The organism is Bordetella genomosp. 8 (assembly GCF_002119685.1).
In the GTDB taxonomy this organism is placed as follows: Bacteria; Pseudomonadota; Gammaproteobacteria; order Burkholderiales; family Burkholderiaceae_B; genus Bordetella_C.
Genome location: NZ_CP021108.1, coordinates 6,096,470 through 6,113,134, shown reverse-complemented (window position 1 = coordinate 6,113,134; position 16,665 = coordinate 6,096,470). Strand labels below are relative to the sequence as shown.

Below are 16,665 nucleotides of genomic sequence, written 5' to 3'. Positions count from 1 at the left end.
CTTTTTTTTGCATGGGCCGTCAGCGCGTCTGGCGGAACGACCCATGCAGGGGTTTGAAATCGGGTGCGATGCGGCTCTTGTAGATGACCGACACGGGGTCGTCACCGCGATGCGGGGTGAGATTGGCGGTCACGGAGACCTCGTAATCGCCGTTGTTGCGGGCCGTGACGTCGAAAGACATCCGGGTCAGCGCATCGGAAGAGGGCGCTGGTTCGCGATCCGCGGCGGCGTTGTCCGTGGCGGCCTGGCGCCGCAGGTCCAGTTGTACGCGGGCGAACAGCCGCGCGAGTATGGGCGTCGCCTGCATACCGACGCGCCCCATGGTGCGTGAAAACAGATGCCCGCTGGATCGTTCGCCGGTCCGTGCGCCGGGGTCGCCATCGCCGCGCCGGCGGCGTTCATGTTCGATGATCTGCAGTACGGCCTTGCGGCGCGGCGCCGGCAGGAAGGGCAGGTGCCGTTCGAATACACGCAGCGTGCCATCGGACATGCCCGCGACGTAGCGCTGGACATCCAGGCCGTCCGCGCCGACCAGGGCCTTCGCCAGCAATGTGGTGACCTGGGCGTCGCGCTGGCTGCGCGTCCACGGCGCATCGCCGTTCATCGAGGCCACGCCTTGCGACAGCATGTCGAACACGCTGCGCAATGTGTCGGAGGTGGCACGGCTTTCCTCGGCGCCTTGCTTCAGGATCAGTCGGGCGCGGATGATCAGGCGTGAACGCATGCATTGGTCCAGCGCGTTCTTCAGGACGCGGGCGCAGGTCTTGACCCCGCCGTCGTAGGCGGAAAGGGTCAGCCTGCCCTGCGTGCCTGGAATGGAGGCGGTGTCGAAGGGCACGCGCAACGGCGCCGATGCAAGCGCCGCCGCCGCATTTTCCAGTTCGGCGTTGTTGCGGCTGTCCGCCAGGTCGCTCAGGAAGCGGATGGGGCTTTCCCCGCGCCGTTCCCGCATGCTGACCGCCATCGCCAGGGTACGCAGAGGACCCTGCAGGTCTTCAGGGGATATGCCTTCCTGGGCCAGCACCTGTAATACGGCGACGAAAGGTTGCTCGCGCAGCGAAATCTCGCGATCGACGGCGCTGTAGCTCCGTTCTATGGTCAGGCGGCCGCACGGACCTGGCGCGATCCGGTCGGGGCCCGACATGGCCACGCGTGGCAGGTACTCGCGCAGCAGCAGCAGTTCGGTGAAGGCGTACGGCGCCAGCGGCGGCGCATAGGGCATGTTCGGTTGATCGGTGTGCGGACCGGACGCGGATACGAACGAGGAACCGGACCTGGATCCAGACCGGGGCCCGGTCGTGGGAACAGGCTTGGGGTAGGTCGAATGGGGCAAGGCCAGCCGGCCGCCCGCCGCGACGTAGGCAGCTTCCGTCGCCAGGGTCTCCGCCAGGGCGAAGGCCATGCGCGGCCCGTGCGGTTCCGCGCCACCCAGCAGCGTTTTCAGCAGGCACTCGTAGGCGGCGTCCAGGTTCAACCGTGCATGCCGCAGCGGATTGCCGGCACGGGGTAGCGAGCCGTGCATCGCCGTGCGCAGCAGGCGGCGTACACCGCCCAGGACGCTCTTGGCCTGGGTGCCGGCCAGCGCAGCGGTACGGTGTCCGGATTCAGGTTGGGCGGTGAAGCGCTTGTCACCCACCTTGCCGATGGGGGCGGGCTGGCGTGTCGCTGGGGTACCGGCGCCACGACTTCTGGTTGGGACGTCTGTCATCGTCGGGATGCGCGGCGGCGCCATGCCGCCCGCATCCAGCCGGCGATACGCGTCGCCAGAATCGGCGGAAGGTTGCTGGGAACAGGCCGAGTCTATGTGGGCCTATCGCGTGGGTCTGTCGGCGCAGCGCGCATCCCGCAGCGCAGAGCCTTCCCCAGCTGCGTGGGAATATTCCGCCGGCGCATCAGCGAGGCGCTATTCGCGAATCAGTTCCGGCCGGCCTCAGAGATCCGTGGTGCGAGGAATCACCACCGCCTGTCCGTGCACGACGCCGGCGTCGTCGCGATCGCCATCCAGTTTTTGCTTTCCGTGCTCGCGGCCTGGGGGGCAGGCCGTCACTGCGACAAAGAAAAGCGGTACGCCGTTGGTCGAAGTGCACCAAAAGTGAAATCACGGTTTCAGCGGTACGGCGTGAAGGCCAGCGTTCCATAGGCAGCTACCACGGGTGCCACTTCACAACGATGAAGACAAACCGGATACTTGCCAACGTGAAGAAATGTCATCCATCTACCGTTGGATCGCCGTCATGCCCTTGTTGGAAACTCAGCTCGCCCGATACTTTATGCAGGTGGCGCACGCAAAAAGTCTCTCGAAGGCCGCGATCAAGTTGTCGACGACTCAGTCGAACGTCACCGCGCGCATCAAGCAACTGGAAGAACAACTCGGTGCGCAGCTTTTCTCCCGGCATAGTCGCGGCGTCGCATTGACTGCGGCAGGCGAGGTATTACTTCCCTATTGCGAGCAAATCGTGAAGATCGCCGAAGCGGTTCAGCGCCAGGCGGCAAGCACCGGATTTTCGCGGCCATCCCTGCGAGTAGGCGTCTATCATACGGCGGCAGCGCACCTGATGCCCGACCTGATCGCCGGTTTTCTTTCGGCCAATCGCGGCGTACATCTCACCGTCAAGATGGGCAGCACAGACGAATTGCGTGCGCTAGTGCGGGAAGAGCAGCTAGACTGCGCCGTCATCGCCGCGGTCGCTGTTGATTCCGCACTCCATGTCCATTCCCGCTTCGTGGACGAAATGGGATGGGTATTCAAGGTCGGCCTGCTGTCTCGATCCGATGCCGATGTCATGGCCCAATTGGCCAGCATGCCTATTTATGCCACGCAGAAAGGGGCACTGTACGAGGCGTCCGTTCGCCAGCTTTTCCAGGATGAGGGGCTGACCGCCGAGATGCCGGTTTTTCAGGAACTGGGCTCCACGGAAATTCTCAGAGCCGTGTTGCACCTGGGGCACGGATTCACATTCATTTCGAAAGCGGTGTTCCTGCCTGAAATCGAATCGGGGATATTCGAGTTCCATCCTCTTGCGAACCAGCTCCCCCGGCTGCATCCAGTCCTGGTGACCCGAACTGGCGGCCATCAATCAACCATCCTGGCTGATTTCGTCGATTATTTCACCAAAGCCACGGCCGCTTCACTCAAAAGACGCACCGTCGATTCATGAAAGGATATGCATTATGAGCCAGGCTCTCATCCGCCCCGCAACCAGAGACGATTTGGGCGCCATCATAAGGCTATTGGCCGATGATCCCCTGGGCAGATTGCGCGAGTTGCCCGGAGAAACCGTGTCCGCATCCTATTTGGCGGCATTTGAGGCAATCTCCCAGGATCCGAATCAATTGCTGGTGGTGGCCGAGGACAACGGAGAAATCATAGGCACCTTGCAACTGACCTATATTCCTGGGCTGTCTCGGGGCGGCGCGTGGCGCGGCCAGATCGAAGCCGTGCGTATCGCCTCCGAGCGACGCGGCGCAAGGCTGGGCGAAGCCATGATCGAGTGGGCGATAGAGAAGTGCCGGGCAGCCAATTGCCGTATGGTCCAGCTGACCACCGACAAGCAGCGCACCGACGCGCACCGGTTCTACGACCGACTCGGCTTCTCTGCCTCGCATGTGGGTTACAAGCTGGCGCTCGACTGACGAGGCCCATACGGGGAGCCTGGCATCACGTTTCCGGATAGCGACCATCCGGACAAGTGATGGCTGGCGAGTTTGGCATTCCTACACTGGGTAATCCATGGAAATGCCAAATGATAGAAAAACTTGAAGAGCAATTGACCCCGGTCATCAACGCCTGGGGCACGCCCACGCCATTCGGCGTATCGCGGTCCAGCCCAGAGGTCGCCCAGGCCGTCGCTTCCGGTCTGCAGCGGCACGTCGTCATCGCGGAACTTAGCCGAGTGGTGGCCGACCGCGTCAAGGCGGTCTGCAAGACGGAGTCCGCCATTTTCTGTCATTGCGCGGCCGGCGCATTGACCCTGGCCGCGGCAGGCGCCCTGACCAGGGACGACGCCGCCGCGGTCGCCACACTCCCCGTATCCAATGACACACGAGTAATCGCTATACAGGAAGAGCATTGCGTCAACTACGGCCAACCCGTGACCCAGGCATTGCGGCTTAGCGGCAGCCAGGTGGCGATCCTCAGCGGTTCGGCGGAACACCGTATTGCGACCATGGACGAACTGGTTCGCCGCGGCCAATTGCGTGCCATCGTCTACGTCTCTTCTTCGCTGGTGCTGACACCCGCGCGGCTCTCGCGCGACCAGCTTTTTGGATATGCGAAGGCTGCAAACGCTTGGTTGATCGTCGATGCCGCGGCGCAGGACTGGCGCCTCGACCAGACAGACGAACTGTCGAAGGCGGACCTCACCATCTTCAGCCTGCAGAAATACCTCGCCGGTCCCACCTGCGGCCTGCTCGTGGGATCAAGCCTGGCCATCACGGCAGCGCAGGCGCATCTTGCCGGTATAGGGCGTGCCATGAAGCCGACCAAAGAGGCCTTGTTCGGAGCCTGGGCCGCGCTGGAGCAGCGCGACTGGCTGCGCCTGGGCGCCCAGCGCGGTGAGAACATTGAGCGAGCACAGCGTTTCGCCAACGCGATGGGATCTTTGTTCGCAGGACGCTCGACGGTGTCGGCCGATGACGATCACGGCCCCTTTCCTCGGCTACATCTGGACTTTGGCGTCCGCGAGGCGGCGCTGGCGGCGGCGGACAGCTTGCGCGATGGCTATCCGCGTATCGCCGTGGGCCGTAGCCGCATAGGCGATGGCATTGTCACGCTGGAACTTACGCACGTCGACAGCAAGGAAGAGGCGATTTTGCTGGCCGCCGTCAAACGGGCCATGACCTCATACGGCGTCCGTACGGCGGGCCGCAACCCGCTTTCTTGAGCGTCCCACTCTACCGCCTGGCCTGGATCGCCGGGTTCAACCCGCTGGATCTTCATGACAAACTTCATTAACGCAACGCTGCGACATTGCATTGGCATCGCGCTGCTACCTGTATTGATGGGATATCAGGGAATAAGCCTCGCCGCCGGTTATCCGACACACGCCATCAGTCTCATTGTTCCCTTCACGGCGGGAAGCGCCGCCGATATCTTATGCCGCCTGATCACCGCGGAAATGTCGAAGTCGATGGGGCAAGCCATCGTCGTCTATGACAAGCCGGGTGCCAGCGGATTGATCGGTACCCGGGAAGTGACCAATGCAACGCCGGACGGTTATACGATCGGCTACGCGAACGTCGTCACGTTGGCGATCAACCAGTCGCTTTATCCGAAACTTCCCTATGACGCCGACAAACAACTCACGCCGATCGCCCTGATGGGAAAGGTGCAGAGCGTCCTGGTCGTGCGCAAGGATCTGCCCATGAACAATGTGAGCGACTTGATCGCCTATGCGAAAAGCCATCCTGGCCGCCTGAGCGCGGGGTCAGCCGGCAACGGCAGCACTGGGCATCTGAGCATCGAACTTCTCAAGCGCTTGGCCGGTGTCGACATCACGCATGTACCTTACAAGGGCGCGGCGCAGGCAACCCAGGACTTGATCGGCGGCAGAATCGATATCCTCTTCGATAACCTGACTTCGATGGCGCCCCAGATCGATAGAGGTGCGGTCAAGGCCCTGGGCGTCACGGGAGACCGCCGGTCGCCGGCCTATCCCGCACTGCCCACGATACAGGAGGCCGGCGTCGCGGGATTCAAGACCGAGGCCTGGGCAGGCCTGGTCGCGCCAGCGGGCACCCCGGCTGCCATCGTCGAACAGCTCAACGCCGAGGTCAACCAGGCGCTGCAGTCGCCGGCATTGAAAGAGCGCCTGGCCGCGCTGTCCTTTGAAACCACGATCGATCGTCCCGATGCCCTGTTCAGCCGGGCCAAGGACGAGCGCGCGCGCTGGGCCCGCATTATCCGCGACGCGGGCATTACCGCCGACTAGGAGCCGCCATGCCAACCTACGATCTAATCTTGCGCAATGGAACCGTCATCGACGGAAGCGGTGGTCAGCGCATGGTGCTGGATGTCGCCATCCATGGACAACGCATAGCAGCCCTGGGAAACTTTGGCGCCGGCTTGGCCGCGGTTGAAATCGATGTAAGTGGGCGCGTAGTGGCGCCGGGATTCATCGACGCGCACACCCATGACGACAGGTACCTGCTTTGCGATCCCGGCATGCCGGCGAAACTTAGCCAAGGGGTTACTACGGTGGTCACTGGAAATTGCGGCCTGAGCCTGGCGCCCTGGATCGCACCCGTGGGATCGTGCATTCCCGCGCCCATGGACTTGCTGGGCGAGGCCGCGGATTTCTCCTATCGAAGCTTCGGCGCATACCTGGATGCCGTGGACGCCACCGCGCCGGCGCTGAATGCCGCCTGCCTGGTAGGCCATAGCGCATTACGATTGGCCTGCATGGCATCCGTGGGCCGCGCCGCCACCGAACCCGAAATCGAGGCCATGAAGGCCTTGCTCCGAGAGGCCCTGGAGAGTGGCGCCATCGGCTTTTCGACGGGACTGAATTATCCGCCAGCAGCACAATCGACGCAGGACGAACTCGAACGCCTGGCTGCGGCCGCGCGCGGATACGGCGCCGTCTATGCCAGCCATATTCGCGACGAAAGCGAGCACATCATTCCCGCCCTAGACGAAGCGTGCTGCGTTGGCCGCGCCGCCGACGCGATGCTGGTGGTGTCCCACCACAAGCTATCCGGCCGTGCCAATCATGGCCGCTCGGAGGAAACCCAGCGCTATCTTGCCCAGGCGATAAGACGGCAACCTGTCTCCCTCGACTGCTATCCCTACAACGCCGGGTCATCCATGCTCCGCCTTGCGAATATTCGTCGCGCGTCGCGGGTCATTGTTACCCGCTCCGATCCCTACCCCGATTTCGTCGGCAGGGATCTGGACGACATCGCCAAAACCATGGGTTGGTCGATCGAGCACGCCGTGGAGTCCCTGCAACCCGCTGGCGCCATCTATTTCATGATGGACGAGCGCGACGTGCAAAGAATACTGGCGTTTCCACAGACCATGATCGGATCGGACGGCCTGCCGCACGACATCGCTCCCCATCCGCGGCTTTGGGGCACATTCCCAAGGGTATTGGGGCACTACAGCCGTGATCTGGGCTTGTTTTCGCTGGAAACCGCGGTCCATAAGATGACGGGGCTGACAGCACTGAATTTCGGCCTGTCCGACCGCGGCCTGCTCGCCCCTGGTATGTTTGCCGATATCACGGTTTTCGATCCTGCCACCGTGGCTGATACCGCTACTTGGCTCGATCCCATCCAGCCCGCTGCCGGCATCGACATGGTGATGGTCAACGGAACCATTTCCTGGCGTAATGGCTCGGCGACCGGTGCCCGCGCCGGAAAAGTCATTCGCCGTCACACTGGCGACGCATGACAGCCGCTATTCCGTCGCACCGGCCACTCGCAAGTGCGCATGGCCGGTCGCAATCAAAATGAAGGTTGGTCGCTCAGGCCGCTCACGTTAGCTCGCAATTGCTCTCCCATCGGCATCCCGATAACGGCCTGGTTTGGGGGAATCGGTGCCTGGAACCATTTGTCGTATAGCTTCGTGAACGCGCCGGAAGTCATGGCGCCGCCTATGGTTTTGTCCACCAGGGTTTTCAGACGCTGGTCGTCCTTGGGCAGCATGCACGCATACGGCTCGACATGAAGGTCATCACCCAATACATCGTATTTGGTTGGATCACGCATGGTGCTCTTCAGCCCGTAAAGGATGACATCGTCCATCGCGAAGGCCGCGACACGGTCACTCTCCAGCATCAGCAAGGCATCCGCATGATCCCGCGCGGGGACCAATTTCATGCCCAGGCCTTGCTCCGCGTTGTACTTGCGCAGCATCAGCAGATTGGAACTGCCGGCGGTGGTGGCGACGCGTTTACCTTTCAGGTCCGCGTAGTTCTTGATACCAGCATCCCGTTTCACAAGCAGGCGCGTTCCCGTATAGAAGTAATTGACCGAGAAGTTCACATCCTTCCAACGGTTCGAATTATTGGTGGCTGCTTCACACTCCAGGTCTATGGTGCCGTTGTTCAAGAGCAAGGTGCGATTCTGGGGCGTCACCGAGATCCAGTTGACCTTGAGATCCTGCCGTCCGAGTTCCTTCTTGATGGCATTCACGATCATCAACGAAATGTCGACGGAGAAACCGGCCGGACGTCCAGGCCCGTCGAGATAACTGAACGGCACCGAGGATTCCCGATGCGCCACGTTGATCTGACCCGTGTCCTGTATTCTCTCCAGCGTGCCAGCGTGCGCCAGCGTGGCGCAAAACATGGTGGCAAGGCCCGCAATCGCCTTTCGTTTTCCTGCGTGCATCCGTGTACCCCTCTTAATGTTGTTGAACTTTGTCCAGGAATTCGCGAGAGCGCGCATGATGCGCGTGCCCGTGCTCAAAGAAGGCCGCCGTGGGGCAGTCTTCGATGATGCGACCGCCGAGGTCCATGAAGATCACGCGGTTGCTGACCTTGCGCGCGAATCCCATCTCGTGTGTAACGATCATCATCGTCATGCCGTCGCGGGCCAGCGTGGCCATGACGTCCAGCACCTCGCCCACCATCTCCGGGTCGAGCGCCGATGTCGGTTCGTCGAACAGCATGACCTTTGGGTCCATGCACAGCGCGCGTGCGATGGCGACCCGTTGCTGTTGCCCACCCGACAGCTGACCGGGAAACCTGTCCTGATGTTGTTCCAGCCCTACTTTGCGCAGATAGCACAGCGCCCGTTCACGCGCTTCTGACTTACTACGGCGCAAGACTTTGACTTGCGCCAGGGTCAGGTTTTCCATCACCGAAAGATGAGGGAACAATTCGAAGTGCTGAAAGACCATACCTACCCGCGCGCGGATCGTGGGCAAATCGACGCGGCCATCGTGGATGGACGTACCGTCCACAAAAACCTTTCCCTCCTGGATGGGCTCAAGCCCATTGACCGTTTTGATCAAGGTGGATTTCCCCGAGCCTGAGGGGCCGCAAATCACCACGATGTCTCCCTTGTCGATGCGCATGCTGCATCCGGACAGGACTTGGGTGCTGCCATACCATTTGGAAATCTGGTCGATGACGATCATGTCGCCTCCTGCATCTTTGGCGCGGACAGTGGCGCTGCGGGGATGGGACGTCCAAGCCGCTTGGCCGCCCGGGAAAGTCCCAAGCTGATGACGAAATAAACGGCTGTTGCTAGTGAATAGGCCTCGATGGGCCGGCCGTATACCTTGCCTATTGTCTCGAAGCCCTTGAGCAGGTCGTAGGCGCCAATCGCATAAACCAGCGACGTATCCTGGAAGAGGACGATGACCTGGGTCAACAGGACGGGCAGCATGTTGCGCAGCGCCTGGGGCAGGATTATCAGCACCATCGACTGTCGGTACGTAAGGCCCAGCGCACTGCTCGCATTCATCTGTCCTGGGGGCACGGACCGCAGGCCGGAACGGACGATCTCGCTGAAATAGGCAGCCTCGAACGCGATGTAGGTAAGGAAGGCAGACAGGTTCGCGCCTATGGGCCGGCCAATCAAAAGTGGAATCAGGAGGAAGACCCACAGGATCACCATGACCAGTGGAATACTGCGCATCACATTCACGTATGCCGCTGCGGTATTCCTGATGAAGCGGCGGCCGGACAGCCGCATCATGGCGATCAGCGAGCCGAGTATGATTCCGCCTACGGTCGCGACGAAGGTAAGCGTCACGCTGAAGAGAAGACCCTTCAAGACATAGTCCCGTATCGTTTGCGCGTTGAGCACTGCGATGTCGAAGCTCATTTCAAGCGCCCCCCGGATTCTTCGTCTGCATGCCAGGGATGCGCACCGCTTTCTCCACGCCGGCCAGCAGACGATTGACGACCAGGGCCGATGCCATGTAGGCCAACGTGACGGCAAGATAGATTTCTATGCCGCGTCCGGTTTCTTCCTGCGCCTGCATGGCGAACATGGTCAATTCCGGGACCGAGACCACGAAAGCAACGGCTGAATTCTTGAAGACATTCATCGCCTCGCTGGTGAGCGGCGGAAGAATGATGCGAAACGCCACGGGCAGCAGGACGTAGGTGTAACTCTGGAGCGGCGTCAAGCCCAAGGCCAAGGCAGCCTTGCGTTGGTTGGCCGGTAACGACGCCAGGCTGGCGCGTACCTGCTCCGCGATGCGGGTGGAGGTGAACAGTCCCAGCGCAATGACCACCAAGGCAAAGCCGGGAAGCTGCTTCAGTGGAGGAAAGAAATTGGGTAAGACGTGGTACCAGAGCAGGACCTGAAGCAGGACCGGAATGTTCCGGAATCCCTCGACCCATACTTTGCCTATCCAGCCGCCCAAGCTTTTCTCGGGTAGGGTGCGACACAGGCCGATTGCGATTCCGAGGATCAGGGCCAGCGCGAAGGCCAGTAGCGCGACGGAGATCGTGCTGCCCCACGCCGCCATCAGCCAGCGGCCATAGGTCGGATACGTTCCCCCGGGCTCCTGGTTGAACAACGCCCAATCCAGATGCATCGACACTCGCGCTCCCCAAAATTCTTCGTGTGGCGAAGAGTTTAGGCAGGCGCAACCCGACTGCGATGAGGCTAAGCGATTGCTGCCATCAGGAAACGTAATGGCGGAAGAGTCCGGGTAGCAAGCCCGCAGGCCAGACGCGAAGCGGTCAGAACGTTGATGACCGGGCGCGGCATGGGTATCACCCGGGCCTCTGGGCTGGCAGGCATCTCCCGGTCGCCATTCGCTTATGAAAGTAAGCGTGCGGGTGTTGTGGCATTAACCGAGCGCATGAAGGAGATGGCAGCGCTCAAACGACGCCACGGCTATCGGCGCATCGGCAAAACGGTTTCTAACCTTGGACTTATGTCGGAGCCGTACTAAGTCTTGGGATGGGTCAAGGGCAGATCCACTACGGGTTCCCTCTGGTTTCAGCCGCCTGTTGCGGCCTTCGCGCGCTGGAAGACCGGGCCCCAGAGGGGATGGCCGATCTCCGCCGGTCCCAATGTGAAAGTCGGTTCCAGCTCCAGGATGCGCTTGAAGTCATCCTCGCACAGCGCGCGATAGCCCGTCACGCAGTAGCTGAACGCCTGCAGCTTGAGGGATTCCACGCGCATGTCGACGGGTGCAGTCGCCAGCGCGTCCGACGTCGCGACGGTGCGAATGACATCCCCGTAGGCGCCCGCCTGATAGCGGTCGCGCACCTGGGCCAGGGCATCGACGGCCGCCTGGCTGGGCGCGGGGGGCGGCGGCGTCGGCGCGGGAGGGGTAGCGCAGGCGGCGAGGGCCGCGACCGTGCCGGTCAACATCAAACGAACGAGGATATGCATGTCGGAGCCTGGTATGCGGTGACAGATGGCGCTGGATGGTCGACGCCGTGCGCGGCATGTTTAAACCGCGACATATTGTGTCTTGCCTGCCCGGCAAAGAACAAGCGGGTGGATGAAGGATATTACGTTCCAGTACAGGGCGTGTCCGGGATGGGTGTAGGGCCCTGGCTGCATCCCGCTCGCGGCCCCGAGGACATGCAGGGAAAAGGTAAAAGATGCTATCGAATGTTAATGACGCCTCTGGGAACGCCCCATGCGGCGTTGCAAAGCGCGCACGACATGGTGTCAGCGGGCCTTCTTCATGATTCAATCCATTTCTTCCCTCGTCCAAATGATTTCGGCGCCCGGCGCCGCCTCCCTGCGTAGGCATTAGCGCGGGCGGATGAACGCGTGGATGAGGTGTCAGGGGATGGCGAGCGCGGCGCTCGGCTGGTCGCGGGGGATGCGGGATGGGTTTCGGAGTCAAAACGATGTCTGTATCGCCGGCCTTTATGCCCGGTGGGGAACATCCCGCGCCGGAGCCCTTCGGTTATAGACCCCTGGCGGCCATCGCGGCCGCGTCGGCCGGCGGCGTGCCCCAGAAGCGGATTGGCCGCGTGGTTTCCGAAATCGCGCCGGAACTCATGACCGCGCACCGGCAGGGCAAGGTGCATGGCGCCATCTCGGTCCACACCGTCGGCCTGGACGAATTCGGCTATGCCCATCTCATGGTTCCGGCGCTCTACCCGGACCATCCCGGGTCCATGGAGCCGGCGTCGTGCTTCGCGGCGGTGGAGCAATTCGATCCCGACCCCGTGCATGCCTGCGGGCCATGGACGGACGTCTACGCCTTGTGCGCCGTCATGTGTTCGCTGGTCAGCGGGACGCAGCCGCCCCATGCGCTGGCGCGACGCTCCAACGACCAGTACGTGCCGCTCACGGCACGTGCGCCGCGCGGCTACGATGCCGCCTTCCTGGCGGTGATCGACCAGGGCTTGTCGCTGGCGCCCGCCCAGCGCCCGCAGTCGGTCGAGGAACTCTGCGACATGCTGGGCATCTCCTGCGTGCCCGAAACCCAGGAAGACGCCGCGCTGGACGCCCGCGGCGCCGGCGCGATGCCCCTGGGCGGCGGCGCGGGCGCGGCGCGCCAGGGCAGCGGCCGCCGCCGCGGCTTGGGCGGCGTGGCGGCCATCCTGGCCGGCGCCCTGGTCGCCGCAGGAGTGTGGGCCTGGTTGAACCGCGATGAAGGACCAGCCCAGCGGGCCGAAAGCCGCGGGGCGAGTCCGGTCGTCCTGTCGTCGCGCTCTTCCTCCGGCAGTCCCGCGCCATCGCCGTTCGCGCAAGGTCCGGCCGACGCCGCGAAAGGCGCGCCTGGCGCAGGCGGGGCGCAGCCGGGCCTGGGCTTCGCGGGCGCCGGCGACGCGACTCGCCCGGCTGGAGGGCCGTCGCCGTCCGTATCGGCCGATTCCGCGGAAGGCGCCGCGAACGGGCTGGCGACGGGCTCGGCTCCGGCATCGCCCGCGCCCGGGGCCGTGGTTCCGCCGGCCAACCCGGCGACACCGGAAACCGGCGCGCCGGCGGCGCGTCCGGCGCGTCCCGCGACGGTGGCCGTCAAGGTGGACATCCAGCCGTGGGGCGAAATCTTCGTCGACGGCGTTTCGCGCGGGATCAGTCCACCCGTCAAAACCTTGAACCTGCCGGCGGGGCGGCACACGGTCGAAGTGCGTAACGCAGACCTGCCGCCGTACCGGCTGTCGCTGGATTTGAAGCCCGGCCAGCCGGCCACCATCCGCTACGTGTTCCAGTAGCTCGGCTTAGGGGTTTTCCCGGGAAAGCTTTTGACAGGGCCCCGAAACTGCGCTAAATTCATGGGCTTACTGATTTATCCGCGTACAAAACCCTGCCCAGGCTAAGCCCAGGGCCCCGCCCAATCCAGCCTGGCTGGGGGGCAATTCAGGGGCGCAACCCAGGTTTTGTGGGGGGCAACCCAGGTTTTGTGCGCTTTATTTGTCTGCAAGACCCGCTCTTTTAACGTAACTGTTGAGGCGGTTTTGCGCGAACTGCCTCCCCTGTGAACCGCTGCCCGCCGGGCTGCCGGGGCGGAGGGGGCGAGTACGAAAGTACTTACCAGTGGTACGTAAAAGGGAATTTCCAGGTCATGCCTACCATCAGCCAACTCGTGCGCAAGCCGCGCGAAGTCAGCATCGTTAAGAGCAAGAGCCCCGCGCTCGAGAATTGCCCTCAGCGACGCGGCGTGTGCACTCGCGTGTACACCACCACCCCCAAGAAGCCGAACTCCGCGCTGCGTAAGGTCGCCAAGGTGCGCCTGACCAATGGCTACGAAGTGATTTCGTACATTGGCGGCGAAGGCCACAACCTGCAGGAACACTCCGTCGTGCTGGTGCGCGGCGGCCGTGTGAAGGATCTGCCGGGCGTGCGCTACCACATCGTGCGCGGCTCGCTGGACCTGCAAGGCGTGAAGGATCGCAAGCAGGCCCGTTCGAAGTACGGCGCCAAGCGCCCGAAGAAGGCCTAAGTAATCAGGCTACGGCCCGAGGCCCGTGGGCTTCAGGCCGGACATGCCTGCGCGGGCGGCCCGAGCCGTCCGCCCCCGTGCAGCCGCGCCCGGTTTTTAGCGCGGCACGTAAGTGGTCATCCCGTCTGGATGGCCGTGGCCATGGCCCACGCCGTGGTTCAACTGAACTGACACAAGGAAGCAAGAAATGCCCCGTCGTCGCGAAGTCCCCAAGCGCGAGATCCTGCCCGATCCCAAGTTCGGCAGCGTCGAGCTCGCCAAGTTCATGAACGTTGTGATGCTGGACGGCAAGAAGGCCGTCGCCGAGCGCATCGTCTACGGTGCCCTGGAGCAGGTGCAAAGCAAGAGCGGCAAGGATCCGCTGGAAGTCTTCAGCACCGCCATCAACAACATCAAGCCCATCGTCGAAGTGAAGAGCCGCCGTGTCGGCGGCGCCAACTATCAGGTGCCGGTTGAAGTGCGTCCCGTGCGCCGCCTGGCCCTGGCCATGCGCTGGCTGCGCGAAGCCGCCAAGAAGCGCGGTGAAAAGTCGATGGACCTGCGCCTGGCTGGCGAACTGCTCGATGCGTCGGAAGGTCGCGGCGCCGCGATGAAGAAGCGCGAAGACACGCACAAGATGGCCGAAGCCAACAAGGCTTTCAGCCATTTCCGCTGGTAATCAAAGGATTTATCAAACATGGCTCGCAAAACCCCCATCGAGCGCTATCGCAATATCGGCATCTCTGCGCACATCGATGCAGGGAAGACCACCACGACGGAACGCATCCTGTTCTACACCGGCGTCAATCACAAGATTGGCGAAGTCCACGACGGCGCTGCCACGATGGACTGGATGGAGCAGGAGCAGGAGCGCGGCATCACGATCACGTCGGCCGCGACGACCGCTTTCTGGCGTGGCATGGCCGGCAACTATCCCGAGCACCGCATCAACATCATCGACACCCCGGGACACGTGGACTTCACGATCGAAGTCGAACGTTCCATGCGCGTGCTCGATGGCGCCTGCATGGTGTATTGCGCGGTGGGTGGTGTGCAGCCTCAGTCCGAAACCGTGTGGCGCCAGGCCAACAAGTACGGCGTGCCGCGTCTGGCCTTCGTCAACAAGATGGACCGCACCGGTGCGAACTTCTTCAAGGTCTATGACCAGCTGAAGACGCGCCTGCGCGCCAATCCCGTGCCCATCGTGATCCCCATCGGCGCCGAAGACGGTTTCACCGGCGTGGTCGACCTGATCAAGATGAAGGCCATCGTCTGGGACGAAGCCAGCCAGGGCACCAAGTTCGATTACGTCGACATTCCGGCCGATCTGCAATCGGCGGCCGAGGAATGGCGCGAAAAGCTGGTCGAGTCCGCCGCTGAATCGAACGAAGAGCTGATGAACAAGTACCTGGAATCGGGTGAGCTCTCGGAAGAGGAAATCAACCAGGGCATCCGTTCGCGCACCATCGCCGGCGAAATCCAGCCGATGCTGTGCGGCACCGCTTTCAAGAACAAGGGCGTGCAGCGCATGCTGGACGCCGTCATCGACTACCTGCCTTCGCCCGTGGACATTCCCCCGGTCGACGGCCAGGACGACGAAGGCAATGCGATCAACCGCAAGGCCGACGACGGCGAAAAGTTCTCCGCGCTGGCGTTCAAGCTGATGAGCGATCCCTTCGTCGGTCAGCTGACCTTCGTGCGCGTGTATTCCGGCGTGCTGAAGTCCGGTGATACGGTCTACAACCCGATCAAGGGCAAGAAGGAACGTATCGGCCGCATCCTGCAGATGCACGCGAACAACCGCGAGGAAATCAAGGAAGTTCTGGCCGGCGACATCGCCGCCGTGGTGGGCCTGAAGGACGTCACGACCGGCGAAACGCTGTGCGATATCGATTCGCACATCCTGCTGGAGCGCATGGAATTCCCCGAGCCCGTGATCTCGCAGGCCGTGGAACCCAAGTCCAAGAGCGACCAGGAAAAGATGGGCCTGGCCCTGTCGCGCCTGGCGCAGGAAGATCCGTCCTTCCGCGTGCGTACCGATGAAGAATCGGGCCAGACCATCATTTCCGGCATGGGCGAACTGCACCTGGAAATTCTGGTCGACCGCATGAAGCGCGAATTCGGCGTGGAAGCCAACGTCGGCAAGCCGCAGGTGGCGTACCGCGAAACCATCCGCAAGAGCTGCGACGAAGCCGAAGGCAAGTTCGTCAAGCAGTCCGGCGGCCGCGGCCAGTACGGCCACGTGGTCATCAAGCTGGAACCGCTGCCTCCTGGCGGCGCCGGCTTCGAGTTCGTCGACGCCATCAAGGGCGGTGTGGTTCCTCGCGAATACATCCCCGCGGTCGAAAAGGGTATCGTCGATTCGCTGCCGTCCGGCATCCTGGCGGGCTACCCCGTCGTGGACGTGAAGGCGACGCTGTTCTTCGGTTCGTACCACGACGTGGACTCGAACGAAAACGCCTTCCGCATGGCCGCGTCGATGGCCTTCAAGGAAGGTATGCGCAAGGCCTCGCCGGTGCTGCTGGAACCGATGATGCACGTCGAAGTCGAAACCCCGGAAGACTATGCCGGCACGGTCATGGGCGATCTGTCGTCCCGCCGCGGCATGGTGCAAGGGATGGACGACATCCCCGGCGGCGGCAAGATCATCAAGGCCGAAGTTCCGCTGGCCGAGATGTTCGGTTATTCGACCAGCCTGCGGTCGCAGACCCAGGGCCGTGCCACGTACACGATGGAATTCAAGCAGTACGCTGAAGCGCCGAAGAACGTGGCCGACGAAGTTATCGCAGCCCGTACCAAGTAAATCATCCGCGATACGTCCCGGCCGCGCCGGGACGCCGCAATTAACGAGTTTCCTTGAAAGT

15 protein-coding genes are annotated in these 16,665 nt (G+C 62.7%); 9 read left to right on the top strand and 6 right to left on the bottom strand.

Going from position 1 to position 16,665, the window contains the following annotated elements; translation table 11 throughout:
• Window positions 1-19 precede the first annotated feature (19 nt).
• A complete protein-coding gene (locus CAL12_RS27740; protein ID WP_157793149.1) occupies window positions 20-1,708 on the bottom strand; it encodes a hypothetical protein in 1,689 nt (562 codons plus the stop codon).
• A 496-nt stretch (window positions 1,709-2,204) separates the two neighbouring features.
• Here CAL12_RS27740 and CAL12_RS27735 point away from each other — a divergent pair, with 496 nt between their 5' ends.
• From CAL12_RS27735 to CAL12_RS27715, 5 genes are all read left to right on the top strand, one after another.
• Window positions 2,205-3,158 carry a LysR family transcriptional regulator gene (locus tag CAL12_RS27735; RefSeq protein ID WP_086067546.1) on the top strand — a complete coding sequence of 318 codons (954 nt, stop codon included), beginning with the start codon at window positions 2,205-2,207 and terminating at the stop codon, window positions 3,156-3,158.
• A 13-nt stretch (window positions 3,159-3,171) separates the two neighbouring features.
• Window positions 3,172-3,633: a GNAT family N-acetyltransferase gene (locus CAL12_RS27730; protein ID WP_086067545.1), complete on the top strand. Its 462-nt coding sequence runs from the start codon at window positions 3,172-3,174 to the stop codon at window positions 3,631-3,633.
• 110 nt (window positions 3,634-3,743) lie between these two features.
• The gene (locus CAL12_RS27725) at window positions 3,744-4,883 is read left to right on the top strand and encodes a hypothetical protein (RefSeq protein ID WP_086067544.1); all 1,140 of its coding nucleotides are present in this window, start codon (window positions 3,744-3,746) and stop codon (window positions 4,881-4,883) included.
• Window positions 4,884-4,937: 54 nt separating this feature from the next.
• Window positions 4,938-5,930 (top strand): Bug family tripartite tricarboxylate transporter substrate binding protein, encoded by a 993-nt coding sequence (locus CAL12_RS27720; protein ID WP_232464648.1) that lies wholly within the window; start codon window positions 4,938-4,940, stop codon window positions 5,928-5,930.
• A gap of 8 nt (window positions 5,931-5,938) precedes the next feature.
• The gene (locus CAL12_RS27715) at window positions 5,939-7,393 is read left to right on the top strand and encodes an N-acyl-D-amino-acid deacylase family protein (protein ID WP_086067542.1); all 1,455 of its coding nucleotides are present in this window, start codon (window positions 5,939-5,941) and stop codon (window positions 7,391-7,393) included.
• A gap of 53 nt (window positions 7,394-7,446) precedes the next feature.
• Here the strand turns inward: CAL12_RS27715 and CAL12_RS27710 are convergent, their stop codons facing one another.
• From CAL12_RS27710 to CAL12_RS27690, 5 genes are all read right to left on the bottom strand, one after another.
• Window positions 7,447-8,334 (bottom strand): amino acid ABC transporter substrate-binding protein, encoded by an 888-nt coding sequence (locus CAL12_RS27710; RefSeq protein ID WP_086067541.1) that lies wholly within the window; start codon window positions 8,332-8,334, stop codon window positions 7,447-7,449.
• A 13-nt stretch (window positions 8,335-8,347) separates the two neighbouring features.
• Window positions 8,348-9,085, bottom strand: a complete 738-nt coding sequence (locus CAL12_RS27705) for an amino acid ABC transporter ATP-binding protein (protein WP_086067540.1) — start codon at window positions 9,083-9,085, stop codon at window positions 8,348-8,350.
• Complete coding sequence (locus tag CAL12_RS27700) at window positions 9,082-9,777, bottom strand: amino acid ABC transporter permease (protein ID WP_086067539.1); 696 nt, start codon at window positions 9,775-9,777, stop codon at window positions 9,082-9,084. Before CAL12_RS27700 ends, CAL12_RS27705 begins: the two co-directional genes overlap by 4 nt.
• A gap of 1 nt (window position 9,778) precedes the next feature.
• Window positions 9,779-10,498, bottom strand: coding sequence for an amino acid ABC transporter permease (locus tag CAL12_RS27695; RefSeq protein WP_086067538.1), 720 nt, complete (start codon window positions 10,496-10,498; stop codon window positions 9,779-9,781).
• A 410-nt stretch (window positions 10,499-10,908) separates the two neighbouring features.
• On the bottom strand, window positions 10,909-11,307 hold the full coding sequence (locus CAL12_RS27690) for a TssQ family T6SS-associated lipoprotein (protein WP_086067537.1): 399 nt from the start codon (window positions 11,305-11,307) through the stop codon (window positions 10,909-10,911).
• Between the two features lie 470 nt (window positions 11,308-11,777).
• Between CAL12_RS27690 and CAL12_RS27685 the strand changes: the two genes are divergently transcribed.
• From CAL12_RS27685 to fusA, 4 genes are all read left to right on the top strand, one after another.
• Complete coding sequence (locus CAL12_RS27685) at window positions 11,778-13,094, top strand: serine/threonine protein kinase (protein ID WP_157793148.1); 1,317 nt, start codon at window positions 11,778-11,780, stop codon at window positions 13,092-13,094.
• 350 nt (window positions 13,095-13,444) lie between these two features.
• Window positions 13,445-13,822 (top strand): 30S ribosomal protein S12, encoded by a 378-nt coding sequence (gene rpsL, locus CAL12_RS27680; RefSeq protein ID WP_066641807.1) that lies wholly within the window; start codon window positions 13,445-13,447, stop codon window positions 13,820-13,822.
• 187 nt (window positions 13,823-14,009) lie between these two features.
• Complete coding sequence (gene rpsG, locus CAL12_RS27675; protein ID WP_066641805.1) at window positions 14,010-14,480, top strand: 30S ribosomal protein S7; 471 nt, start codon at window positions 14,010-14,012, stop codon at window positions 14,478-14,480.
• Between the two features lie 18 nt (window positions 14,481-14,498).
• Window positions 14,499-16,604, top strand: a complete 2,106-nt coding sequence (gene fusA / locus CAL12_RS27670) for an elongation factor G (RefSeq protein ID WP_086067535.1) — start codon at window positions 14,499-14,501, stop codon at window positions 16,602-16,604.
• Window positions 16,605-16,665: the final 61 nt, after the last annotated feature.